The following is a 22812-nucleotide window of genomic DNA, read 5'->3' as shown; positions in this document are numbered from 1 at the left end:
ATTTCCCTTGACAATATTTTCAATATCGGAAATATTGTCAGGTATCTGAATAAAGAGTTGCATTGATATGACAAGTGCTTCAAGTTCACATTATAACTTCTGAAAGAGCTCTCCAAGCATTTGTAGTTCATTGCTGATTCTGTTGATGCAACTAGTGATGCTATAAGCAAACATTGAAAGCATATATTGGCAATAAGGGCAAGAATAGAACACATCTTTGGTTTTATGACCAACTCTATGCATAATGCATTGATTTTCTAAACCTGACATATAACCTCTTTAGATATGAACAGCGTGTCAGGCTGGAAAAGGTGAAAATGATCTAAAACATAAAAAGTACCATAAAAGCTGTATGTATCTAGGCAAACTGATCCTTACTCCACCCAAATAATGCCCAGTTCGTCCAATATACAACACTGCCGTGAGGTGCACTCTCAATCACTCGTGAACGTAAGTGTCATATCTTTGATCGGTTCCATACTTTGATGAGTGTTTAAGTCACTTCTTTTGCTTGCCTGGATGCTACCTTCTTAATAAGTGTAATCACATCAAGCAAACCTTGATCAGTCCATTGGTTCACCAGTCTCCATCGGCATATTACTTCTTGAATACTCAATGATTCCACCATCATAAACTTTTACATCTTTCATTTCAGCTAAAAACTTTGCAACAAACCATAATCCTCTCGTTTTATGACCCGAATTACAATATAAATTTAAAGGTTTATCAAGTTCAACACCAAATCCATTATTGTATAATATTTGTTTTGTTTCATTTTTATCCAAAAATGCAAAATATTTGCCACTATCTTTTACATATCTGATCATTGGTGTCAGTTTTGCTGTTGGTATTCTTCCGTGCCTTGCTAAATCTTCTCGAGTGTCTTCACCTCTATAAAATTTTCCTACTCTTGCATCTGCAATTTGTTTATCCTCATCGTATATAGCTTCAAAAATATCATTGATAGAAGCAACGGCACTTTTATCATAGGTTTCAAGCTCTATATCACCTTTAGTAATGGTTGGTAACTTAGTGGTCGTTGATCTTTTTTCATAAATCCACTTTGCATATCCGCCATTCAGCAGTGCTACATTTTGTAATCCATATATCCAACTGTTCCATAGTCCACTTGCAGCATCTGCAAAATCTACACTATTCTTTCCCCCACTGTAAAAAACAATGGCAGACTCGTCTGTCACACCTGCATTTTGCAACATCTCTTGCATTTGTGCAGGGGTGCTGGGAAGCTCCATTACTGTTCCCAACTTGCCTTGAAAATATATTTCTTTTGGATAGTTTACTGCTCCTTCAATATGCCCTTTATTATAATCCTTAGCCTCTCTTGTGTCTATGATGACTAAATTCTCATCATTTATATGTTTTGCCAACCAATCTGTTGAGACTAAATGGTCTGTTGGCACTTCCAATGCAAACATCATTGTTGTCGTCGCCATGATCACTGCCATTTTTTTCATTAAGTTTTTCATTTTATTTCTCCTTTATTTACTCACTTAAGTGCTATATAGCACAACTTTTATTATCTGTATCTACTCTCTGTAGTTGTTTCCAATCCTCTACAACCCAATACTTCAAAGAATGCTTATAAAATCCAAACGTAAACTATAACTAAAAGGTTAAAACTTGTTTACTTTGGCTTACCCAGTCAGAAAGAACTTGCATTGTAGAAGATATACTCTCATCGAAATAAGGCTCATTTTTAAACAATCCACACCGTGCATTGCATGTACCGCAAACCTGCAATGACACACCGGCTTCATACATATTTTTAAGCATAGAGACCAAATCATGGTCATAGCTTTCAGGCTTACTCATTTTGTCTCTGGCAAGATCAACGGCATCATTCATCAAGAAAATGTTTACCTCCTCACCATTTTCATGTAGAGTTGAAGCCAAACGAAGCGCATTCCATGTAACATCTGAACCGTCATATGGATGGTGGTTAAGTATGATCGTTATCATTATTTTAGATCCTTCATTAGTGATTTTAATGTGTTAAACAGTGTATTTGTCTGCACATAAAGATCGGTGTTTTTATCTAGTGTATCTAGTAGCATTTGCATATTTTGTGTTGAAATCACTACATTGGATTCATCTTCATAGATGGCAACCCGACATGGCATAAAAGGTGCGAATTGTGCCTCTTCTGTTAATACCAGTGCTGCAACCTTGGCTTGACATACCTCATAAATATATACTTTCCTTTTAATTGGAAAGCCTTTATCTTTAACAACTTCATGATACACATAATGGTGCAAAAGAGCAAAATTATATTTTTCACATGCAGGTTCAACCACACCAACTACCTCAAATATCTCTTTTGTGCTTTCAACTTTATAGGTCATCATCTCAAACAACTTTTTTTTACTGAGCAAAAGCTTCATTAACGCTTCCAACATTTTATATTTCCTTTTTAACAAATTAGGCATTTAACTAAATACTTGTTCTTATGGTATAATAAACTAAATAGAATGTCAAGGATGATTATGTTGGATATGCAGCAAAAGATTAAAATCTTCAAAGCACTGGGAAACGAAACACGTTTTTTAATTTTTAAAAATATCTTTACGGGTGGGTACACATGTTCATTGGATAAAAAAGATCCAAATGTTACAGTCAGTGCACATGCTACGTGTGTAAGTACTATCGCTGAACACTTTGACTTTTCTTTACCTACTATCTCAAAACATTTAAAAGAGTTACGTGAAGCCAATATTGTCACAATGGAGAAAAAAGGAAATAAGATTTATATAGAACCAAATATTGAAACTATAAGAGAATTAGGAGAGTGCTTTACAACCCTTGTAGAAAACTTTGAGGAGAATCGTGAACTCTTTTTTGGGGATGTTGTCGTAAGTTAAGCTTACTTCAAAAAATAAAGCCCTAAAAGTACTTCCACTATTACTGCTATGTTTGCTTCGCCAATAATCTCAATTTTTTGGAACTTATTGCTTTAAAACCTTATAATCTAACATAAAATATAATAGGCAAAAAATCCTCATAAAGTTATATATTGAGCCACTTGCAGATCATCAAAAAAGAGGGGTTATTAAGGTTTAAAACGAAGAAAAAAAGCTGATTCTGATTTCAAAAAGTTATACCCTCAAGGGGCACCCCGTAATTTTTTACGACAAAAATCACTATCAAAAAGAGTCAGCTTATGAAAAAAATTATACCTTCACTTTCAAAAATGTGGCTGAAAGTCATGAATTTAGAGCAGAGTCTTTTTCCCAGACTAGAAGAGTCTATGGGGAGGCTAAGCTCTAAAGAAGAGAAACTGATAAAGATCCTTGACTTTGCCCAGATCGAAAAGTTTATCTTTTCATCATCGATCACCAATCCACCTAAAGACAGAGAAGAGCACCCCAAGGGCATTTCCTCCCTACAGTCAGGGCATGGCACGTGCCTTTGTTGCAAAGCAAGTCTACAATCTTCAGACCAGACATGATCTCATAGAGAGATTAAAGATCGATAGAACATTAAGGGTGATATGTGGATGGAGACATTAAAATAAGATCCCTAGTGAATCCAAATTCAGCCGTGTCTTTAAAGAGTTTAGTCAACAACGTATTGCAACCAAAGCCCATGATGTTTTTATAGAGAACTATCTAAGTGAGACCCTTTTCTTCTATCATAGTATTGATGCGACTGCTGTAGAACTCAGAGAAAGAGCTGTAAAGCAGGAAAAGGAGATCAAACCTAAACGCAGACAGGGGCGTCCCAGAAAAGGTGAAGAGCTTCCTGCCAAGAAACCCTCCATTTTAAAACAACAGGAGAAGATGAGTGATGCAAAAGAGATGCTCTCTCTTATAAAAACAGAGTGTAATACCAGTATCAAACAGAACTCAAAAGGTAACCGGCACAGATGGATAGGAGGTAAACTTCATTTATCAGTGATAGGAATATCACAGCACTATACTCTTCTGCATCTGTACATGACAGTTCATTAGCACTACCTTTGATTAACCAGAGTAGCCAAAAAATTAACTACTTGTATGATCTGGCTGATGCAGCGTATGATAACACTATTATAAAGAACTTTTCCGAACTTCATAACCATAGACCCATTATTGATATTAACCCAAAGAACTCCAAAAAACTCAAAGTAAAAATAGCTTTAGACAAAAGTGAAAAGAAGATATTGAGTGCACTGAACCTCTATAATAACTCTGATGACCTACATTACAACCAGCGAAGCAGTGTTGAAAGAGTCAATGCCTATTTGAAAGACAGCTATGGATGCAGTAAGATCTACTATCAAGGTGCACAAAAGGTAGCTTCTGTGTTTGCCTTTGCTGTGTTGTCTGTTTGTATAACGCAGTCTTTGAAGCTTGTTACTTAACTTCTTTTAAATACTAAAGACAAAAACACCATTTCCCCAAATCTAAACCATAAAGCACGCCCTAAAAATACGATTTTTAACAATTTTTAGATGTTTGGTTGTAAATAATTTCAATAGACAGCTTTTTTCAATGGTTGATTGCAGACTATTGAAAATGAGCCACTATGTGATATTGAATCTGCAAGTGGCTCAATATATAACTTTATGAGGTTTTACAAAAGTAATCTATTTAACATAATGATGTTTGAAACAAACAAGTCTAATATCATGTTGATGAACTTTGATATAAGTCACCCCCCCATAAGAAAAATCAAAGTCTATTTACTGTAATATACGACTTTAAAATTCTTGCTCATTATAGGACGAGTTATAAATTACTCGTATTTATCTGGGCTATTAAACCAAAAGGACCATCATGGCAGAAAGAAGAAAATTCAAAAAAAGATTTTGTAAATATTGTGAAATGAAAGTAGACTTTATAGACTACAAAGACTTGGGACAACTTAAATTCTCACTAAGTGAGAGATTTAAAATTATGCCAAGAAGACTCACTGGTAACTGTAAAAGACACCAAGAGCTTGTAACAGGCGCAATCAAAAGAGCTAGACAAACAGCACTTATTCCTTATATCGTAGATAGAAAAAATGTTGTTGAAAATCCATTTGAAAACGTAAAATAGATTGTATCTTCCTCTTGTTCCCATTTTAAAAATGGGAACAAATACCTTAAATATCCTCTAAACTTTTTAAAATCAAAAATATTGTATCAAATCAATATTATCACTATTAGAACACACCTATTTTAAATAATTTGTCTAAAGAATAACTAACTAAAAATAAAATAATAGTCTCAGATAAGGGAAGTAAAAAATGTATATTTATACAAGTTAATGTATTATCTTATATTAATTTTACCAAATATATATTTTTGGTTTTTTGTGTTTATACACAATCCAAGTATCCACTGTGCCTCTATAATTTATTATCTAGGAAACCTTGAAAACACAGTCTTTGCCTAAGGGATATTTTTAAAATATACTTCTTCAAGGAAAAGTCTATAAAAAATATTCTATAACCACTCAAAATGTAAATATAATTAATTGTTTTTTCTAAAATAATTGGATTTATTTACATTTAACGTAATATCATTGTGTTCTAATCCCATAAATAAGGGCACTACACAGTTATTTACACTATATTTGTTATACATAACCTTTTTAGGAGAACACCATGGCAGAAAGAAGAAAATTCAAAAAAAGATTTTGTAAATATTGTGAATCAAAGGTAGACTATATAGACTATAAAGACTTGGGATTACTTAAATTCTCACTAAGTGAGAGATTTAAAATTATGCCAAGAAGACTCACTGGTAACTGTAAAAGACACCAAGAGCTTGTTACAGGAGCGATCAAAAGAGCTAGACAAACAGCACTTATTCCGTATATCGTAGATAGAAAGAATGTTGTTGAAAATCCATTTGAAAACCTTAAATAGATTTTAACCCTATTTTATATTTGAGTGTTGTTCTCACCAGATTGGTGAGAACAACCTCCACCAAATACCTTATTTAGTATTTTCCCCACACACTACAATCATACAAATACCATACTATTACCAAGAAATGTACAGTATAGGCCTAACCTATCCTTTCTATCTTTACAGCATTGTGATTATAGTCAGGCTGCAGGGATTCTCTGTCAAACAAATCATTGGTAAGATAGTTGATCTCACGGTTACTTATCGGGATGAAGATACATTTTTCATGCACATCCCCTGTGATTAGTGCTTTTGTGACCAATGCTCCCCTTTTGGAGATCACTTTGATCCTGTCGTCATTCTGGATACCCAGTTTTTGGGCATCATAAGGATGGATCTCACAAAAGTTCAGTGGCTTGTGCGTTAGCAATGTCTGAGGAAGATTTGTTTTAGTGCCACTATGCCACTGATCTCTTGTTCTCCCTGTCAAAAGTAAAAATGGAAACTCCAAATTTGTCTTTTCGCTCTTTAACTTGTTTTCTACGAAGAACAGGTTCCCTTTTTTGTCCGGAGTTAAAAAATGTTTGATCTTTTCACCCCAAACAAACGGTTTGTAGGTAAGCGCATCATAGTCTGCCTCCGAGATATCCATATAGTCATTGAGTTTGGTCATTTGTTGATACTCTTCAAAGATCTCTTTTGGACTGTCAAAATCAAATGCCTGACTAAAACCTAACTCTTTTGCCAGTAGCTGAAATATTTCCCAATCCGCTTTACAGTCAATGGATGTACGGGTGAGGCGTTCCTGTTTGGTGATGGTACGGTCGAGATTGGTCTGCGTACCTTCTTTTTCACCCCAGGGTGCTGCAGGAAGTCTGATATGTGCATATTGGGCTGTTTCTGAATTATCATAGGCATTGATCTCAATGACCAAAGGGATCTTGGATATCTGCTGTTCCACTCTTTTTCTATGAGGCAGATGATAGACAGGATCAGTATGACAGATAATCAGGATATCCAGATCCGCATCAAGCATTTCTGTTGCGGTCAATCCGGGTTTGTTGTCTATCTTATCGGTTTTCCAAAATTTTGATACCTTTTGGATACTCTCTTCATCAAAACCTAAATGTACCGCCAACATGGTAGAGAGTCCTCCCACTTCTCTTCCCCCCATCGCATTGGGCTGCCCGGTAAGGCTAAGGGGCCCATTTCCCTCTTTAAAGATCTTTCCTGTAAGAAGATGTGTATTGAGCAGTGCCAGATTTTTGTCTACACCCTGTACGGACTGATTGAGTCCCATGGTCCATGCAGTCATGATGTTGTCACTCTCACTATAGAGTTCCCAGAAGGCATCAAACGCTTCTTGTGTCAGTCCTGTACGTTTGAGCATCTTGGTCACCGGTACTCGTTTGAACTTGTTCTTAAGCAGTTCAAAGTGATTGATATGTTGTGCCACAAACGCTTTATCGTATTTTTCTTCATCTATTAAGCGTTTGGACAGTAGATTAAAAAAGTCAATATCACTTCCCGGTCTTATCCTCAGATAAAGATCTGCGATTTTCGCAGTATCTGTTCTTCTTGGATCAATGACCACGACTTTCAGACCATTTTTTTTGGATTTTTTTATTTGATTATGAAAGACCACATGCGCTTCCGCTGTATTTGCACCTGTCAATATAAGCAGATCAGACTTGAAAATATCATCCATTCTTACCGGCACGAAGTCTGCGCCTATCGCCTTTTTATACGCAACCACTGCACTTGCCATACAGGTACGGCTATTGGTATCCACATTATTGGTACCAAGAAAGCCTTTTGCAAGTTTATTGGCAATATAGTAATCCTCTGTCAAGAGTTGTCCGGACAAATAAAAGCCGATCTTTTCTTTAGAGGTTTTTTTGATACGCTCCGCGATCAATGCAATCGTATCTTTCCAATCAGAAAGCACAAATGGCTTCTCCAATGAGTCTCTCATAAGCGGCCTCAACAACCTGGTAGGTGTCTGCATACTTACCAGTTCCGAGATACCTTTTGAACAGAGATTTCCTTGATTCGTAGGATAGGCTATATTCCCTATGAGCTGCTTCTCATCATACTCCAATCCACACCCTACACCGCAATACCCGCATACTGATTTGATCATTTTATTTACCTCAAATAACTTTTTCTTTTCCCTATTCTAACCATACTTTAATGTAAAGTTAAGTTTTAATTGATTAAAAAATAAACATATTATTGATTAATTAATATATATATCTATGATACTATTTTCACACATAAACATTTTAATGAAAATTTAAGGAGTAAAAAATGTTAAAAAAAGCTTTGAAGCTCGGATTAGGTCTCTCGTTGGTCACTACTGCTCTGCTGGCAGATGTAGAAAAGAAAAAGTTGAAAATTGGGTTTATTGCACTGACAGATTGTGCCCCTATCGTGATCGCCAAAGAAAAAGGATTCTTTAAAAAATATGGTCTGGATGTGCATGTAGCCAAAGAAGGTGGGGGATGGCCGGGGATCCAGCAAAAAGTGATCAGCGGGGAGTATGACTTTTCCCATGCACTTGCAGGTATGCCGATTGCTGCAACACTTGGGATCAATGGAGATGCGCATCTGCAAGCTCTGCTCTCTTTGGATTTTAATGGGAATGGTATCACTTACGGGAATAATATCATTAAAGAGATGGAAAAGTACGGTATGGATCAGACCAAAAGACCCTTAGGGTCGGAGTCACTTAAAAAGTATATCGATGCCAAACATCAAGCAGAAGGTGAAAACTATCAACCACTGAACTTCGGCATGGTACATCCGGTTTCCACACACAACTATGAACTGAGATACTGGATGGCGAGTTCGGGGATCAAGCCTGATGAGGATACAACGATCAAACCCTTCCCGCCGCCTACTATGCCTTCAAACCTGATCGCAGGCAATATCGAAGGATATTGTGTGGGTGAACCTTGGAACGAGCGTATCGTACTCAAGAAAAAGGGTTCTACACTGGTAACCAACTATGATATTTGGAACAATAATCCTGAAAAAGTACTTCAAGCAAGGGCAGATTTCGTTGAGAAATACCCTGAGACGACCAAAGCGGTGATAAAAGCGGTCATTGAAGCACAGATGTGGCTGGATGAAAGCTGGGAACACAGAAAAGAAGCAGCGAAAATACTCAGCAAACCAAACTACGTAAAAGCACCCGTAAAAGTCCTTGAAAAATCTATGACCGGTACCTTCCAGTATCTCAAAGGACAAGACTCCGAGCCAAACCCTATGTTCAACGTTTTTGCCAATTACTATGCGGCCTACCCTTTTTATAGCCATGGAATGTGGTTCATCACTCAAATGTATCGCTGGGGACAGCTGGATAAAGCGGTGGATATGAAAGAGGTGATCGAAAAAGTCTACAGACCTGATCTTTTTGCCGAAGCGGCAAAAGAAGTGAACTACTCTCTGCCGCCTAGTCCATGGAAAGTAGACGGTGTGGATGAGTATAACAAGTTCATGGATGGAAAGGTCTATGACCCTAATAAAGCCGTCGACTATATCTATAGTTTTGAGGTCACGAATCCAAAAGTAAGCAAAGAGGATCTTTTGAAAGCAAATAACTGGACGGTTGCAACCAAACAACCCGATTACGTGTGTCCTTACGGTCCTGCAGGATGTGCAGATCCCAAGTATGTGAAATAGGTACGTCAAAAATTTACAAACAATACAAAGCTGAATGCTTTGTATTTATACGTGCCTGAAGTGAAAGTAGTCCAGTTATTTCCTTGAGTAAGAATAACGCTTCAGGTACCTATAAATATAAAATAGAACAAAGTGTCCAGTACGGACAGGGCACACGCAAAAAGGAAAAAAATGAAAAATGAAATTGCCAAAAAGATCATCTTGCCTATGATGGTGTTTTTTGCCATCCTCATGGTCTGGTCATTGATCGCGAACAATGTTGAGGAGTTCCCTACCCCAAGTGACACCTATGTCTCTGCTTTTGGCGGAATAAATGCTGATGGGGATGAGATCGTCGGTGTACTTTCCGATCCTCTCTATATAGAAAATGAGGATGACAAAGGAGTCCTCTGGCAGATATTTGCTTCATTGCAGAGGGTATTTGCCGGATTTTCACTTGCTATTCTCATTGGTGTACCTTTGGGATTGTTTATCGGTATGAGTAAAAATGCACAGTATGCCTTTGATCCGTTCATTCAGATCTTTAAGCCTGTTTCACCGCTGGCATGGCTGCCACTGTTGCTTTTTATCTTCCAGGATATCAATTTGACAGCGGTCTCGACGATCTTTGTCACCTCTATCTGGCCGATCATTATCAACACTGCTTTGGGTGTACGTAATGTCAGCGAGGACTATATGAATGTCGCAAAAGTATTACAGTTCAGTCCAGCGAAAAAGATCACAAAGATCATTTTGCCCGTAGCCGTACCCTTTATCTTTACGGGGATGCGACTCTCTCTTGGGATCGCATGGCTGGTGATCGTAGCAGCAGAGATGCTGACGGGCGGTATCGGTATCGGTTTCTGGATCTGGGATGAATATAACAATCTGAATTATCATCATATCATCATCGGTATCATCATCGTAGGTATTGTCGGTTTCATACTGGATCTTCTGATGGGGATCATCGCAGATTTTTTTGACTATAGAAAAAAAGGAAGAGCATAATGGGTGAACAAAAGTTTTTACATTTAGAAAATATCGAAAAAAGATTTCCGATTCCGGGCAAAGAGGATTATATCGCTGTGACCGGTGTAGATATGGTCATCAAAAAGAATGAGATCATCTCTATCATCGGACACAGCGGGTGTGGTAAATCTACACTGCTCAATATGATCTCCGGTTTGGACGGCCAGACAGAAGGCCATATATTTTTACAGGGTAAAGAGGTCAAAAGTCCGGGACCTGATCGTGCAGTGGTGTTTCAAAACCATTCATTGCTTCCATGGCTAAGCGTCTATAAAAATATAGAAATGGCAGTGAAGCAGGTCATGCCTGAGCTCAATAAGCAGGAGCTTCAGGAGAGGGTTGAAAAGTTTATTACCATGGTCAACCTTGATCAGGCCAAAGATAAACTGCCTGATGAGATCAGTGGGGGTATGAAACAGCGTGTAGGTATTGCAAGAGCACTTGCGATCAAACCTAAAGTCCTTTTGATGGATGAACCTTTCGGTGCATTGGATTCATTGACCCGTGCCAACTTGCAGGAGCATCTCATGCGGATACAGCAAAATGTACAGAACACGGTCATTATCATTACACATGATGTGGATGAAGCGGTACTGCTCAGTGACAGGGTGATCATGATGACAAACGGCCCTGAAGCTACGATCGGGGAAATACTCGAGGTCAATCTTTCCCGCCCCAGAAAGAGGGTAGAACTTCAACATGATCCTGAATATATCAGATGTAGAGAAGCCATACTCAGCTTTCTATATGAAAAATTTGCCAAGGAGGATGAATAACATAGAAAAATTGATTTGCTTCATGCATCTTATGGCCATCCAGCAGCTTTAAACATCGTGTTTATTCAATCGAACATCTATAAAGGGGAAACAATGAAAAAAACAGTACTACTTTCACTCGTGACATCAACACTTATCATGGCAGGCGGCTCCATTGCACCGGTTGAACCCACCGTTGAAACAGCAACAGATATAGGGATCTTTCACAACATAAAATTCAGCGGTGAATTGCGTCCGCGTTATGAATTTGCTGATGACAATGTGAATGATGAAGCCAATGCGTTTACCACACGTTTTGCACTCACTGTAAAGACCGGGCTTGCAGGTATTGAGGGTTTGAGTGCTTTTGGACAGATCATGGCAGTGACGAATTTCGGATATGATGAATATGCTCCAGAGCAGACGGGATATGCATTGATCGCTGATCCACAGAATTCACGTGTGACACAGGCCTATCTTGATTATACCATAGGTGATACTTCACTGCGTGCAGGACGACAGATGATCAATCTGGATGACCAGAGATTCATAGGTGCCGTAGGGTGGAGACAAATGCCTCAGACCTTTATGGGATATACCTTAAACAACAGCTCGATAGAAAACCTGGATATCATGGCCATGTATGTGACAGATCGCTATGGGATTACGGATGCACTGACTACAGGGACAGAATCTGTATTTCTTCATGCAGATTACAAAGCAATGCCGGAGCTGAAACTTTCTGCGTATGGCTATCTCTTAGGTCACCAAGTATTTGGAAGTGATACCTATGGTTTAATGGCTTCGGGAAAAATAGGGGTGTTCAACTATATTGCAGAGGCAGCTACACAGCAGGATGCAAGTATGGAATATGAAAGTATGGGGAAACCGGATGTGGATGCGATCTATTTTAGAGGTGATATCAGTACGAAGTACAACGGGTTTATTATTGGCGCAGCCTATGAATCACTGGGAGATGCAGACGGGAATACACATGGGTTCACGACACCGCTTGCAACATTGCACAAGTGGCAGGGGTTTGCAGATGTTTTCCTGGGATACACTGCCGTAAGCAATACCTACGGGTTGGATGATCTTTACGGGAAGGTAGGATATGTGAGTCCCAAATTCGGTAAACTACTTGCGATCTACCATACCTTCAGTACACAGGAGACGGACGGTGTACTCAGTGACGATGCAGGAGATGAACTGGATCTGCTCTATACGTATAATTTCTCTAATGGTCTGAACTTTCTGGCAAAAGCAGCTTTCTTCTCTGGAGAAACAGACTCTGTCATCGGTGCTGCACAAAATGATGTGACAAAGTATTGGGTACAGCTTGACTATACCTTTTAAGCTCTCTTACCCAAAGTTCGTCTAAAAAGACGGACCTTGTGAGAAAAATACTCTCCCGCTTTACACTTTTCTCAGTACAAGAAACAGTTTATCCGCTTCTTCAAGCTCATAAAGAGTCACATCATCACTCTGGACCAGTGCCAAACCGCTTAGCTTCACTATCTCATCTACACTATGATAGTATTGCCTGATGGTCTCTTGAGATTTTTTAAAACAGCTTCCCTCTTTTTCAAAAAGTGTGAACTCCGCACTGTACTCACCCTCTTCAAAATCACTGTCCACCGTTAAAAACCGCTCTTCATCATCTACGATATAGGAACCCACGGCGACATTTTCAAAACCATGCAGTGTGTTGATATCACACAAAAAGTATCCACCGTCATTTAAATGCGATTTGACACACCCCAGGAATCGTGCCAATTCTGCTTTATCCAGATAGTTCACCATATCAAAAACCGCTGTCAATACATCATAACGACCTTGCAGATCACATAAATCTGTACACTGGGCATCATACCCTTGTTCAAGTGTTTTTGAGACCATAAGTGGACTGAGGTCTATCCCTTTGACTTCGGATATCTCCAATGCACCCTGTATCTGACGCAAAAAGTCTCCAGAACCGCATCCCACGTCCAAAAGCGTGTCAAAATCTATCGTGTTTAAAAAAAGAAGATAATGGGCATAGAGATTTGGTGCAGCCTCTTTGACACCAAGAAGATCCTCTACTTTTGCATAGAGGTCAAGAGAGTCTGAAACAGAATTAGCCACGGCTCTCTACAACAGCTTTGATCTTTTCATATAAAGAGAGGATCTCTTCTTTCTTTCCGTAAAAACTATTTTTATTAGATATCAGATGTGCAGAAGAATCCATGATGTCTTCGGCCACTTTCAATCCGTTCTCTCTCATGGTTGAACCTGTTTCGACAATATCCACAATAGCATCAGCCAGACCGACAAGCGGTGCCAGTTCTATAGATCCGTAAAGCTTCACTACTTCTACCCCTACAGCTTTTTGGGCAAAATAGTTCTTCGTGATGTTGACCATCTTGGTAGCCACTTTGATGTGGGGACGCGACCAGTCCAGTTCATCTTCATTTTTGATACCGATCGCCACTTTACATTTTCCTAACTGCATATCCAGAAGCTGGATGATATCCAGCTCTTTTTCAGTGATCACGTCAAGTCCAACCACACCGATATCTGCTGCACCGTGTTCTACATACGTCGGTACATCCTGATTACGTACATTTAAAAAACGGAACTCTCCCATATCCAAGATGAGTTCTCTTCCTTCAAACTTAAATTCTCCACCGAAAATTTCAGCAAATATCTCAAGCGTCTGTTCTGCTATTCTTCCCTTTGGAAGTGCTACTGTTAACATATCTCCGATTCCTTCATCACTTTCCGCATCCCGTTAAATACCAACATTTCATCATACGTGGCTTCTTCAAAAAAACTTGATAAAAATTTTCCGTCTCCACCGGTAAAATATAGTGTTTTACCATCACTGTGCTTATCTATGAGTGCTTTTATAGACGCGATTATACCATAGCTTATCCCATCTTTAGTTGTAGAGGGTAATTGCTCCATCGATACCGTTTCATTCAATGTCGTATCCAAGACCGGAGAGATAGAAGCATAAGCCTGTAACATCGCTTTCAGTCCTGGCAATATAAATCCACCCCTGTACTTGCCCTCCTCCATCATATCCACGGTAATAGCAGAACCTGCATCCACAAATAACCCGTTTTCATGACTCAGACACAATGCTCTTCTGTCAACCCCCATCGTTTCATAGGCACCCTCCAAGCGGATCTTCGGTGAGATATTTTTCCACGTGGCTATATTCTCTATGGTACTGTTCAAGTGCTCTTTGACCGAAATATAACAGAGTCTCTCTTTGCTATATTTGGCAATCGCCTCCTCATAGGACAAATGCTCTACTTCAGACCCGTTATAGATATGGAAATGGGTATTCCCTATATCTGCGAGTAATACCTTATCCTTCATGCCATACCTTCCAGCCATGCTCTTCGAGCATCGCTTTGGCATGTGAGCATAAGGGTGCTTTGATCACTATGTATTTTTTGGTGATCTTACTATCGAGATATTTTTCCGCCTTTGCATGCAGTTCCATGAGTTCAGCTGCTTCTTTCCGAAGCACCCTGCTCTTCTTTGCAAGTTCCATGACCAGTGCATAATACCCCTTCAGGTCTACCCCTAAATAGAGTGCAGCCTTTTTACGGGACCCCAGCTCTTTAGGCAGGATCTCTTTGAGTGATTTAAAAATGATGTTTTTATGGTTCAAATATTCAACCAGTGCTTTCATGATACTCCTTTTAGCGGATGATAACTCTTCATGGTCTCGGCCAGGTTCTGTTTTTGTATATGGGTATAGATCTGTGTGGTCTCAAGAGAACTGTGTCCCAGCAGCTCTTGTACCACACGCAGATCTGCACCGCCGATGATCAGCGATGAAGCGAAAGAGTGTCGCAATACGTGAGGTGAGACACCCAGATACTTCTTCACGATCTTATACGCAGAGATACGGCTGAGAACAGCACCTGTGTAATTGAGCCAAATATAACTGCTTCCCATGTCCTGCTCCTGCATATACCTCTCCAACGCCTGCAGAGCGATCGGTGCAAGAGGTACGATACGTTCTTTCTCCCCTTTGGCAAAACGTATCTTCAACCATCCCTCTACAATATCACTGCGCTGCACATTCAATGCTTCGGAGATACGACACCCACTGGCATACAAGAAGAGTATCAGTGCATAATCACGCAGTCCCATGAGCGTGCTTCTGTCAATGTGCTTTATGCCTTGCAGTATCTCTTCACTGCTCATGTATTTGGGTAGGTTTTTGGGTACTTTCGCCATAGGTATCTTGATTTTTTCGTGTTTGAAATCCTGTTTATGACAAAAATCAAAAAAAGCATTGATAGAGGAGAGTTTTCTGTTGAGTGTTCGTTTGTTCTCAAACGTAGATAAAAATTTCAGTATATCCGTAGTATCGAGTTTCGTCAGTGTTTTTTGAGTGACCTCTTCGAGTTGGGTCAAGTCACCCAAATAAGAAGAGATCGTAAGGGTATCGAGTGCCTTTGTGACACTGAGATACTCTTCAAAAGCCGTCAGTAGATCACTCATAACCTAATTTGGATAGTTCAATGATATCACCGTCTTTATAGAGCTTTATCCCGCTGATGAATGCCGGCTCATCCACTTCTCCAACATCATAGATCTTGTACTTTGTCAAAGCACTGTCCATCACGATCAGTGAGCCTCCCTGGTCCAAACCATACACCCTGCCATCAAAAGCTGTAGCTACAGAATAGTGTGCAAATTTATACTTCGCTTCTCCCACTTTTTCAAGATCGCTGTTTAAGGCAAATATCTCGCCTTCTTTGGTAAAGAGATAAATGATCCCGTTATCATATGCCACTTCAGAGATATTCGCACTAAACTCCATCTGTCCGCCACTGCCTAAAGTAAGCAGTTTTTTTGGCGTTGCAGCGATCATCATGTTTCCTTTACGGGAGAGATAGATAATATTGTTAAATGCTTTTTCCGTACTGAGATAGACCACTTTTGCATTTTCGCTGTCTTCTATGTTGACAATAATAAGTTTTCCGTCAAGCATAGGCATGACGACCAAACCATCGATAAAGATCGGGCTTGCCGCTCTTGTATCAATAGCAAAGGTCGCCTCAGATCTACTTTCAACCACTTTTCTATTGTCTGATATTTGATAAATACCAAAAGTGTTGCTGTTAAGAATATATGCGATCACATCATTGTTGATCGCTGCAGAGACCACAGGTACTTTTAAAGAGACTGCACGTACCGTTTCTTTTGTTTTTTTATCAATGATCTTTAAAATACCCTCAGCATTTGTAGCCAGTATATAGCTATCGTTTTCATTTAAAAATCTATACCCTTCGCCAAGATTGACACTGCTTATACCCTCTTTACTGATAAATTGGCCGCTTTTCAGTGTCCCTCCCTCACGGCTAAGGTCATTCATACTTCCACCATATGAAGTGGATGCATTCGATGCTGAAAATGTCTGTTCAGGTTCAAAATATTTTTTACTGCTGCATCCTGAAAAGAGTAATGCGGCTACGGTAAATGTAAGTAGTGACAAGCCCTTCATTAGTTTGCCTTAATGGTAGAGTGTTTAAGGAACTCTTTGATCACGGAAAGAGATGAACGATCGTCTATAAGTTCCAATTTATTCTGGGCCGTTTTTGCATCACCTGCAAGGATAGCCAAATAGGCTTCTTCAAAGAGTGACATCTCTTTATAGAGCTTTGAATCCACAGGTTTTTTATTGAGTACACCTGCCGTATAGGCACTTGCATCCGCGACCACACTGTTCGTACTTGAAGATAAAGACTCCAACGTCTTGACATCTTCTTTTTTCACTGCCTGCGCATAATGATACAGCTCTAAAAGTGCCGGGTTGTTCTCCTGAAGTACCTTCAGTGCATCGGTATCGTCACGGTTACGCTGCAATGTCAAGAAAGCTTCATTGGCTTTCTCAAGCTTGGCTTCATGCAGTACACTCATCACAGATCGTCCGCCAAAGAACAGGATCACTACAACGATCACACCCCACAATTGAAACTTGTATTTTTTATAGAGTGATTCCAGTTTAAATGCACTCTCAAGTACCTTTTCATCACCACTTAACTCTCTCTTTACATAATTCACATCATCTTTAATGCTCACGTAGCTCTCCTGCAACATTTTTATGCATATATTATACCTTTTGGAGTTAAAAGAGGGGTTATAGTTCGACGACTGTAATACCTAAGTTTCCGGGCAGTCTGTAGAATTTCTGTATCTTAGGATGCTTTTTAAGATACTCTGTCACCAGTTTGGCCAATACACCCCCGCCTGTACCGTGAATGATCTGCACTTCATGCAGTCCGTTCACCAGGGCGTCCGAGAGAAATTTATCGACGGTATCTATGGCTTCATCTGCATACATACCGAGCAGTTTGACTGAAACGGCAGCTCCTGACTTTTCAACATTGACATTGACCTCTTTTGCTTTGGGTTTGACCTTGATCTGAGGGGTATCGCCTCTTCTTTTGAGTTGTCCAAGAGGTACTCTCATCTTCAATCCGTCCACGATGATCGTCGCATCTTTACCGCGGATCCCGACGATCTCACCTTTATGGGAACGGTACTTCACTTTGTCCCCCTCTTTGAGTGGCACTTCCTCTTGTAATTTCACTTCTTTTTGCTTGAACTCTTTATGTTGATGTGCCACGTTCAGCAGTCGTCGTCCTTCTGCAGACTCTTGTGCCCTCAGCGCTTCCCTTGCTTTTTTTGTCGCTGCATTATAACGGTTTTCCAGGGTTGCAAGGGCTTTTCTGTGACTCTCCTGAAGTTTTACTTCCTCATCCTGAAGTCTCTGTTGTTGTCTCTCTACGGATTTTAACTCCTCATCTATTGTGGCGATCTTCATACGCATTTCACGCTCAAGTGAAGTAGATTTCTCTATGAGTTCATTGAGGTTTTCTTTGTCCTCTCCATAAACCTTTTTTGCTCTGTTCACAATGGCTACAGGTACACCGTAACGCTGTGCTGTTTCAAACGCATAGCTCTTTCCTATACTTCCCTGCAGGAAAGTATAGGTAGGTACCCTTCGCTCTTCATCGTAGAGTGCAGCAATGAGCTCCACCTCATCATCTCCTGCCATCAGTGAAGCCAAACGTTTATGGTGTGTCGTCACGATAAAGGTGATACCTTTTTTCCGTAGTTCATCCAGCATCACACGGAACAGGCTGGCTGCCTCGTCACTGTCCGTACCCAGTTCTATCTCATCGACGCCTACGATGGCATCTTCTTTGTGAAAGAGTTTTGCAAACTCCTGCATACGTCCTGCAAACGTAGAGATGTCATTTTTGACCGATTGGGGATCATCTATGACCGCTTCTATGCTTTTGTAATGCCCGACCTCTGTGTGTGCTGCATCACATTGAAAAGGAAGCAGGTACTTACTCATGTAAACGGCTGAGAGCATGGACTTGAGCAGCATCGTTTTACCACCGGCATTGACACCTGTGACAAGCATGATCTGTTTAGAGAAATCCATGGTGATCGGTACGGGGTTCTCGATGGCAGGATGTGCAAAATCCTGCAATTTAATGCGTTTGTGCTTGCTTGGCAAAACAAATTCATACTCTTTGGCCCTTGCAAAACTGACACGTGCCTGATAATGGTCAAACCTGTCATACTCTTTGTTAATGAACCCCAAGAAACGTTCCCACTTGAAAAAGAGCGCCGAGATGTTTTTACAGTAGGTGTAGATCATCTCCTCTTTTTTACTGAGCAGTGCAGACTCTTTCTCTTTTAAGTGAGAAATACTTTGGGGGATAATATAAAAAAATCCTCCGGGGCTACGTGCAGCCACCGTAGCTTTAATGGCATTGTTGAACCCTCCACGTACCAGCAGGGTCTCTTCCCCGCCGTTGAAATGCACCTGTGTGTCCACAAGATAATCTCTGAGCTTGCTGGAGTGTGCCAGCTTATAGAGCGTCTCTTTGATCTCTATCTTGTTCTGCTTGATGGCACGTTCAAGTTTAAAAAGTTCCGGATCACGTTCAGGATTGATCTCTCCTTCAGCAGTAAAATACCCTACGACCTCGATGATCTCATCGGGTATCTCTATCCCTTGTATCCAGGAGATGAGCGGTTCTGTGAACCCCACGGTTCTTAAAGTATTGAAGTAGGAGATCATGGTGACAAAGGCATAGATCTCATCCAGAGAGAGTACCCCCTGTTTCTGAATGAGGTTCAATTCTCTCTCCAGGTTCGGTACTGCATTGGGTAGAGGGAATTGGACTTTTGAGAGTGCTTGGATATACCGGTAATGCTGGTTGATATCCCCCATCATCGCCACAGGTTTTTCTCTGGCTAAAAACTTTTGGAACTGCTGGATATACCCGTCCAGGTCCAGTTTCTGTATAATGGTTTTTTCACTACTCTCCTGAGAATGCATGACCTTATGCCTCTCCGCGTATCTGATACGTGATATCTCCCGCACCAAAGGCTGTCACAAGCCCGTCACTGTACTCTTGTATAATATGCCCGTCTTTAAAGACTTTGACGATGCCGTCTTCTTTCGTGACAGAATCTGCCATATGAAGGGTATAACGGCTGAAGGCTCCCTTGAGGTCTATGTCTACCTTTAACTCACCCGCAGACCATATAGGAAGGATCACCAGTTCATCCACCCCTTCAAAACACTCTACAAAGCCTTGCAGGTTATCCATCGTACGGCTGTACTTATGCGGTTGCCAAATGACATTGAGTTTGGAAAAATTGCGCAATACTTTATAGGTTTGCAGTGACTCCATGGTGACTTTTATCTCTGTCGGGTGATGTCCATAGTCATCTATCACCACACACTCTTCCTGGTTCTGTACAATGTCAAAACGTTTTTTGATCCCTCTGTAGTGTAAAAGGTTTCCCCTTATATCTTCTATTTTTTCACCCAGCTCCAAAGCACCGAGTATCGCCAATGATGCATCCAATGCAATATGGTTTCCAAAACCGAATACCTCAAATGTACCCAGGTCCAAAAGTTCAAATCTTGTATGTGGCTCACCGCCTACCAATACAAACGCTGTGTTTTTGATATCTTTGGAAGGATAAAGCTTAATACTCTCCATCTCCAAAGAGGAAAGGAATGGATCTTCTGCATTGATCACACGTGTTTTCGCCAGTGACAAAAAGTTTTTATAGGCGTTGTAAAAACGCTCTTCATCATACCCGTAGTATTCCATATGCTCCGGTTCCACATTGGTCACGATCGCAAGATGGGGGTTAGAGTTTAAAAAACTCTCATCACTCTCATCGGCTTCAAATACCACTTTGTTGTTCGGATAATTCCGTACATTTGAACCGAACTCTTTACTGATCGCACCGATCAGTGCATTGGACTCAGGCATGATGGATGCAAGCATGGCTGAAGTCGTACTCTTACCGTGTGCACCACCTACCGCATAGACCTCTTTTTCACCCAGGATACTCTTGAGCGCCTCTTTACGTGAAAGCAGTTCTATCCCCAGCTCTTTCGCTCTTTGATACTCAGGATTGTTGGGACGTACCGCCGCAGAGTAGATCACCCTGTCGACACCCTCTACCGCATCAGCGTGGTGAGGGATGGTGATCTTCGCATTAAAGTTGGTTGCCAGGTCATTGGTGATCTCTGTCTGTTTGATATCCGAACCGGAGATCTTATGTCCGTCATTGAAGAGAAACTTGGCCAAGGCAGAGAGTCCGATACCCCCGATACCTATAAAATGGATCTTTTTCATTGCTATTTTTCCTTGCTTTCATCAAGCACTCTGAGCTCTTCTTGTGCCAGCTTGACATGCGTGTCAAATTTTGCAAGCAACGCTTCGGTAGGCTCTGTAAATGTCTGTATGAAAAACGCCAGAGGGTCATGGGCATCTACCCCTTCCACATCGACGAGATTTTCTATAAAATCTTCAAAACTCTTTCCTTCCATGACTGCAGCCACATGTACCATCATCGCATCTTTCAAACCTGCATGGTCGATCGTATAGTGCAATACAAGAAAGATCTCCTTGGCCCCCTTTTTGTCATTTTCACTGTAACGTTGTATCCCATGCTCATAGATAGCTCTTGCTGTAGCAAGGTCCTCAGTATCATTCATATCAAATGACTGGGAGGTAGTGAGTTTTTCAGCCAATCTGTCAAAGGCTGTATTGACAATGAAGGTGAATATCTCGTTGATCTCATCTTCCGAAGCTTCAATGATGAGCTGTGCATCTAAAAGCTGATACCCTTTTGCAATGCTCTCTTCTTCCTTGCACTCTTTCTCAAGTCTTTCAATGTTTGCCAGAAACTCTGGGTCTTTTTTTAACTCTTCTACGTGTATTTCCGGTGTTTCCATCATGATTGCTCCAATACTGATTTTCTGGCACTAAATGCCGATACCCTCGTCGCTAAAGCGTAAGTGGGGTGTCTTCTACTTTTCCAGGCAACGTGCTATACGTTGCAATGCTTCTTTTGTTTGCTCTGCTTCATACACAAGGGCGAGCCTTATATACCCTTGACCTTCACCCTCACGTCCCAAAAATGAACCGGGCAGGACCTTGAGATTGTACTCTTGATAAAGTTTCGTGGTAAAGGCTATCTCATCTTCCACTTTCAACCAAATGTAAAAGGTCGCTTCAGGCGCCTCTACCCCTAAAACTTCTTTGGCCATTTCAAAATTCTTTTTGTATTTTGCTCTGAATGTATTGACATGCTCCTGGTCCGCCCATGCCATCGCGGCGGCATGCTGCAGCGGTAAGGGTGAAGCACACCCCACATAGGTCCTGTATACCATATATGCTTTGAGTATCTCTGCATCTCCCGCTATAAATCCCGAACGCAGTCCCGGTGCAGAGGAACGTTTGGAGATAGAGTTGATCACCAACACGTTTTTAAAATTTTTATTGCCTGCTTCTATACTTGCATTGAGCAGTGAAGGAAGTGGCTCATCCAGATAGAGATCCACATAACACTCATCATTGAGAAGGATGAAATCATGTTTCAATGCCAATCCTACCCAACGCTTTAGATCTTCCATAGACATTACCGATGATGTAGGGTTGTTAGGAGAATTGAGTATCACCAGGTCCGCTTTTGCCAATGCCTCTTCATCCACTACGGGTTGGAAGTGACTGGTTTCATTGAGGTTCAAGTAAATGACCTCTGCTCTGCATGCCTTGGCTGCCCCCTCATAGATCTGATAAAAAGGGTTGGGGAAGACCATCACAGGGTTTTCCACATCATGCAGTAAGAACTGGGGAAAATTAAAGAGCACTTCTCTGGTTCCAAACGTAGGAATGATCTGAGCATCTGTCAGTGTAAGACCAAAACGCTTTTTATTGTACGCCAACATCCCTTCTCTCAGCTCCGCTTCACCCGCCGTTTTGGGATATTTGTTCAGCAGTGCAGAAGCCTCCTTGAGCGCATCCAGTATAAATGCCGGTGTCTCGAACTGAGGTTCCCCAATCGTCAGGCTAAGTGCAGGGTAATCGTGGTTGGGGATTACATTTTCAAGTAATTGGTTGAGTTTCTCAAAAGGGTAAGTTTCGAAGTTCATTGTTGCCCTAAATTTTTAAGGGATTATAACGTA

24 protein-coding genes are annotated in these 22812 nt (G+C 40.6%); 9 read left to right on the top strand and 15 right to left on the bottom strand.

Annotated elements, in window-relative coordinates; all coding sequences use genetic code 11:
• Positions 1–563: 563 nt before the first annotated feature.
• The 3 genes from LDM98_RS09610 to LDM98_RS09600 form a co-directional block, all read right to left on the bottom strand.
• Positions 564–1487 carry a sulfurtransferase gene (locus LDM98_RS09610; RefSeq protein ID WP_223899217.1) on the bottom strand — a complete coding sequence of 308 codons (924 nt, stop codon included), beginning with the start codon at positions 1485–1487 and terminating at the stop codon, positions 564–566.
• 139 nt (positions 1488–1626) lie between these two features.
• Positions 1627–1980 carry a DsrE/DsrF/TusD sulfur relay family protein gene (locus LDM98_RS09605; protein WP_223899216.1) on the bottom strand — a complete coding sequence of 118 codons (354 nt, stop codon included), beginning with the start codon at positions 1978–1980 and terminating at the stop codon, positions 1627–1629.
• A complete protein-coding gene (locus LDM98_RS09600) occupies positions 1980–2417 on the bottom strand; it encodes a DUF302 domain-containing protein (RefSeq protein WP_223899215.1) in 438 nt (145 codons plus the stop codon). Before LDM98_RS09600 ends, LDM98_RS09605 begins: the two co-directional genes overlap by 1 nt.
• Before the next feature lie 87 nt (positions 2418–2504).
• Between LDM98_RS09600 and LDM98_RS09595 the strand changes: the two genes are divergently transcribed.
• From LDM98_RS09595 to rpsR (LDM98_RS09575), 5 genes are all read left to right on the top strand, one after another.
• Positions 2505–2879: a helix-turn-helix transcriptional regulator gene (locus tag LDM98_RS09595; protein WP_223899352.1), complete on the top strand. Its 375-nt coding sequence runs from the start codon at positions 2505–2507 to the stop codon at positions 2877–2879.
• A 299-nt stretch (positions 2880–3178) separates the two neighbouring features.
• Positions 3179–3466: a hypothetical protein gene (locus LDM98_RS09590; protein ID WP_223899214.1), complete on the top strand. Its 288-nt coding sequence runs from the start codon at positions 3179–3181 to the stop codon at positions 3464–3466.
• 441 nt (positions 3467–3907) lie between these two features.
• Complete coding sequence (locus LDM98_RS09585) at positions 3908–4360, top strand: transposase (RefSeq protein WP_308443048.1); 453 nt, start codon at positions 3908–3910, stop codon at positions 4358–4360.
• 415 nt (positions 4361–4775) lie between these two features.
• The gene (gene rpsR / locus LDM98_RS09580) at positions 4776–5039 is read left to right on the top strand and encodes a 30S ribosomal protein S18 (RefSeq protein ID WP_223892334.1); all 264 of its coding nucleotides are present in this window, start codon (positions 4776–4778) and stop codon (positions 5037–5039) included.
• A gap of 550 nt (positions 5040–5589) precedes the next feature.
• Entirely contained in the window at positions 5590–5853 is a 264-nt protein-coding gene (gene rpsR / locus LDM98_RS09575) for a 30S ribosomal protein S18 (protein WP_008245396.1), read from the top strand.
• 142 nt (positions 5854–5995) lie between these two features.
• Here rpsR (LDM98_RS09575) and LDM98_RS09570 read toward each other — a convergent pair whose 3' ends face one another.
• A complete protein-coding gene (locus LDM98_RS09570; protein ID WP_223899213.1) occupies positions 5996–7978 on the bottom strand; it encodes a molybdopterin oxidoreductase family protein in 1983 nt (660 codons plus the stop codon).
• A gap of 167 nt (positions 7979–8145) precedes the next feature.
• Between LDM98_RS09570 and LDM98_RS09565 the strand changes: the two genes are divergently transcribed.
• The 4 genes from LDM98_RS09565 (at position 8146) to LDM98_RS09550 (ending at position 12641) form a co-directional block, all read left to right on the top strand.
• Positions 8146–9522, top strand: coding sequence for a CmpA/NrtA family ABC transporter substrate-binding protein (locus tag LDM98_RS09565; RefSeq protein WP_223899212.1), 1377 nt, complete (start codon positions 8146–8148; stop codon positions 9520–9522).
• Positions 9523–9693: 171 nt separating this feature from the next.
• A complete protein-coding gene (gene ntrB, locus LDM98_RS09560; protein WP_223899211.1) occupies positions 9694–10509 on the top strand; it encodes a nitrate ABC transporter permease in 816 nt (271 codons plus the stop codon).
• The gene (locus LDM98_RS09555) at positions 10509–11306 is read left to right on the top strand and encodes an ABC transporter ATP-binding protein (RefSeq protein ID WP_223899210.1); all 798 of its coding nucleotides are present in this window, start codon (positions 10509–10511) and stop codon (positions 11304–11306) included. Before ntrB ends, LDM98_RS09555 begins: the two co-directional genes overlap by 1 nt.
• 93 nt (positions 11307–11399) lie before the next feature.
• Entirely contained in the window at positions 11400–12641 is a 1242-nt protein-coding gene (locus LDM98_RS09550) for an alginate export family protein (RefSeq protein WP_223899209.1), read from the top strand.
• 60 nt (positions 12642–12701) lie between these two features.
• Here LDM98_RS09550 and LDM98_RS09545 read toward each other — a convergent pair whose 3' ends face one another.
• The 11 genes from LDM98_RS09545 to LDM98_RS09495 form a co-directional block, all read right to left on the bottom strand.
• Entirely contained in the window at positions 12702–13409 is a 708-nt protein-coding gene (locus LDM98_RS09545) for a class I SAM-dependent methyltransferase (protein ID WP_223899208.1), read from the bottom strand.
• Positions 13402–14022: an ATP phosphoribosyltransferase gene (gene hisG, locus LDM98_RS09540; protein WP_223899207.1), complete on the bottom strand. Its 621-nt coding sequence runs from the start codon at positions 14020–14022 to the stop codon at positions 13402–13404. The genes LDM98_RS09545 and hisG overlap by 8 nt, the downstream gene beginning before the upstream one ends.
• Positions 14016–14651 (bottom strand): type III pantothenate kinase, encoded by a 636-nt coding sequence (locus LDM98_RS09535; RefSeq protein ID WP_223899206.1) that lies wholly within the window; start codon positions 14649–14651, stop codon positions 14016–14018. Before LDM98_RS09535 ends, hisG begins: the two co-directional genes overlap by 7 nt.
• Positions 14641–14970, bottom strand: coding sequence for a hypothetical protein (locus LDM98_RS09530; protein WP_223899205.1), 330 nt, complete (start codon positions 14968–14970; stop codon positions 14641–14643). The genes LDM98_RS09535 and LDM98_RS09530 overlap by 11 nt, the downstream gene beginning before the upstream one ends.
• The gene (locus LDM98_RS09525) at positions 14967–15791 is read right to left on the bottom strand and encodes a tyrosine-type recombinase/integrase (protein WP_223899204.1); all 825 of its coding nucleotides are present in this window, start codon (positions 15789–15791) and stop codon (positions 14967–14969) included. Before LDM98_RS09525 ends, LDM98_RS09530 begins: the two co-directional genes overlap by 4 nt.
• On the bottom strand, positions 15784–16797 hold the full coding sequence (locus tag LDM98_RS09520; RefSeq protein WP_223899203.1) for a hypothetical protein: 1014 nt from the start codon (positions 16795–16797) through the stop codon (positions 15784–15786). The genes LDM98_RS09525 and LDM98_RS09520 overlap by 8 nt, the downstream gene beginning before the upstream one ends.
• The gene (locus tag LDM98_RS09515) at positions 16797–17375 is read right to left on the bottom strand and encodes a hypothetical protein (protein WP_223899202.1); all 579 of its coding nucleotides are present in this window, start codon (positions 17373–17375) and stop codon (positions 16797–16799) included. The genes LDM98_RS09520 and LDM98_RS09515 overlap by 1 nt, the downstream gene beginning before the upstream one ends.
• A gap of 58 nt (positions 17376–17433) precedes the next feature.
• Entirely contained in the window at positions 17434–19656 is a 2223-nt protein-coding gene (locus LDM98_RS09510) for an endonuclease MutS2 (protein ID WP_223899201.1), read from the bottom strand.
• Between the two features lie 4 nt (positions 19657–19660).
• Entirely contained in the window at positions 19661–20977 is a 1317-nt protein-coding gene (gene murC / locus LDM98_RS09505) for a UDP-N-acetylmuramate--L-alanine ligase (RefSeq protein ID WP_223899200.1), read from the bottom strand.
• A gap of 2 nt (positions 20978–20979) precedes the next feature.
• On the bottom strand, positions 20980–21582 hold the full coding sequence (locus LDM98_RS09500) for a hypothetical protein (RefSeq protein ID WP_223899199.1): 603 nt from the start codon (positions 21580–21582) through the stop codon (positions 20980–20982).
• A gap of 72 nt (positions 21583–21654) precedes the next feature.
• Positions 21655–22779: a succinyldiaminopimelate transaminase gene (locus LDM98_RS09495; RefSeq protein WP_223899198.1), complete on the bottom strand. Its 1125-nt coding sequence runs from the start codon at positions 22777–22779 to the stop codon at positions 21655–21657.
• Positions 22780–22812: the final 33 nt, after the last annotated feature.

It is taken from the genome of Sulfurovum sp. TSL1 (assembly GCF_019972135.1).
In the GTDB taxonomy this organism is placed as follows: Bacteria; Campylobacterota; Campylobacteria; order Campylobacterales; family Sulfurovaceae; genus Sulfurovum.
The sequence above is the reverse complement of the archived record's forward strand: the minus strand, read 5'-3'. Positions and strand labels throughout refer to the sequence as shown.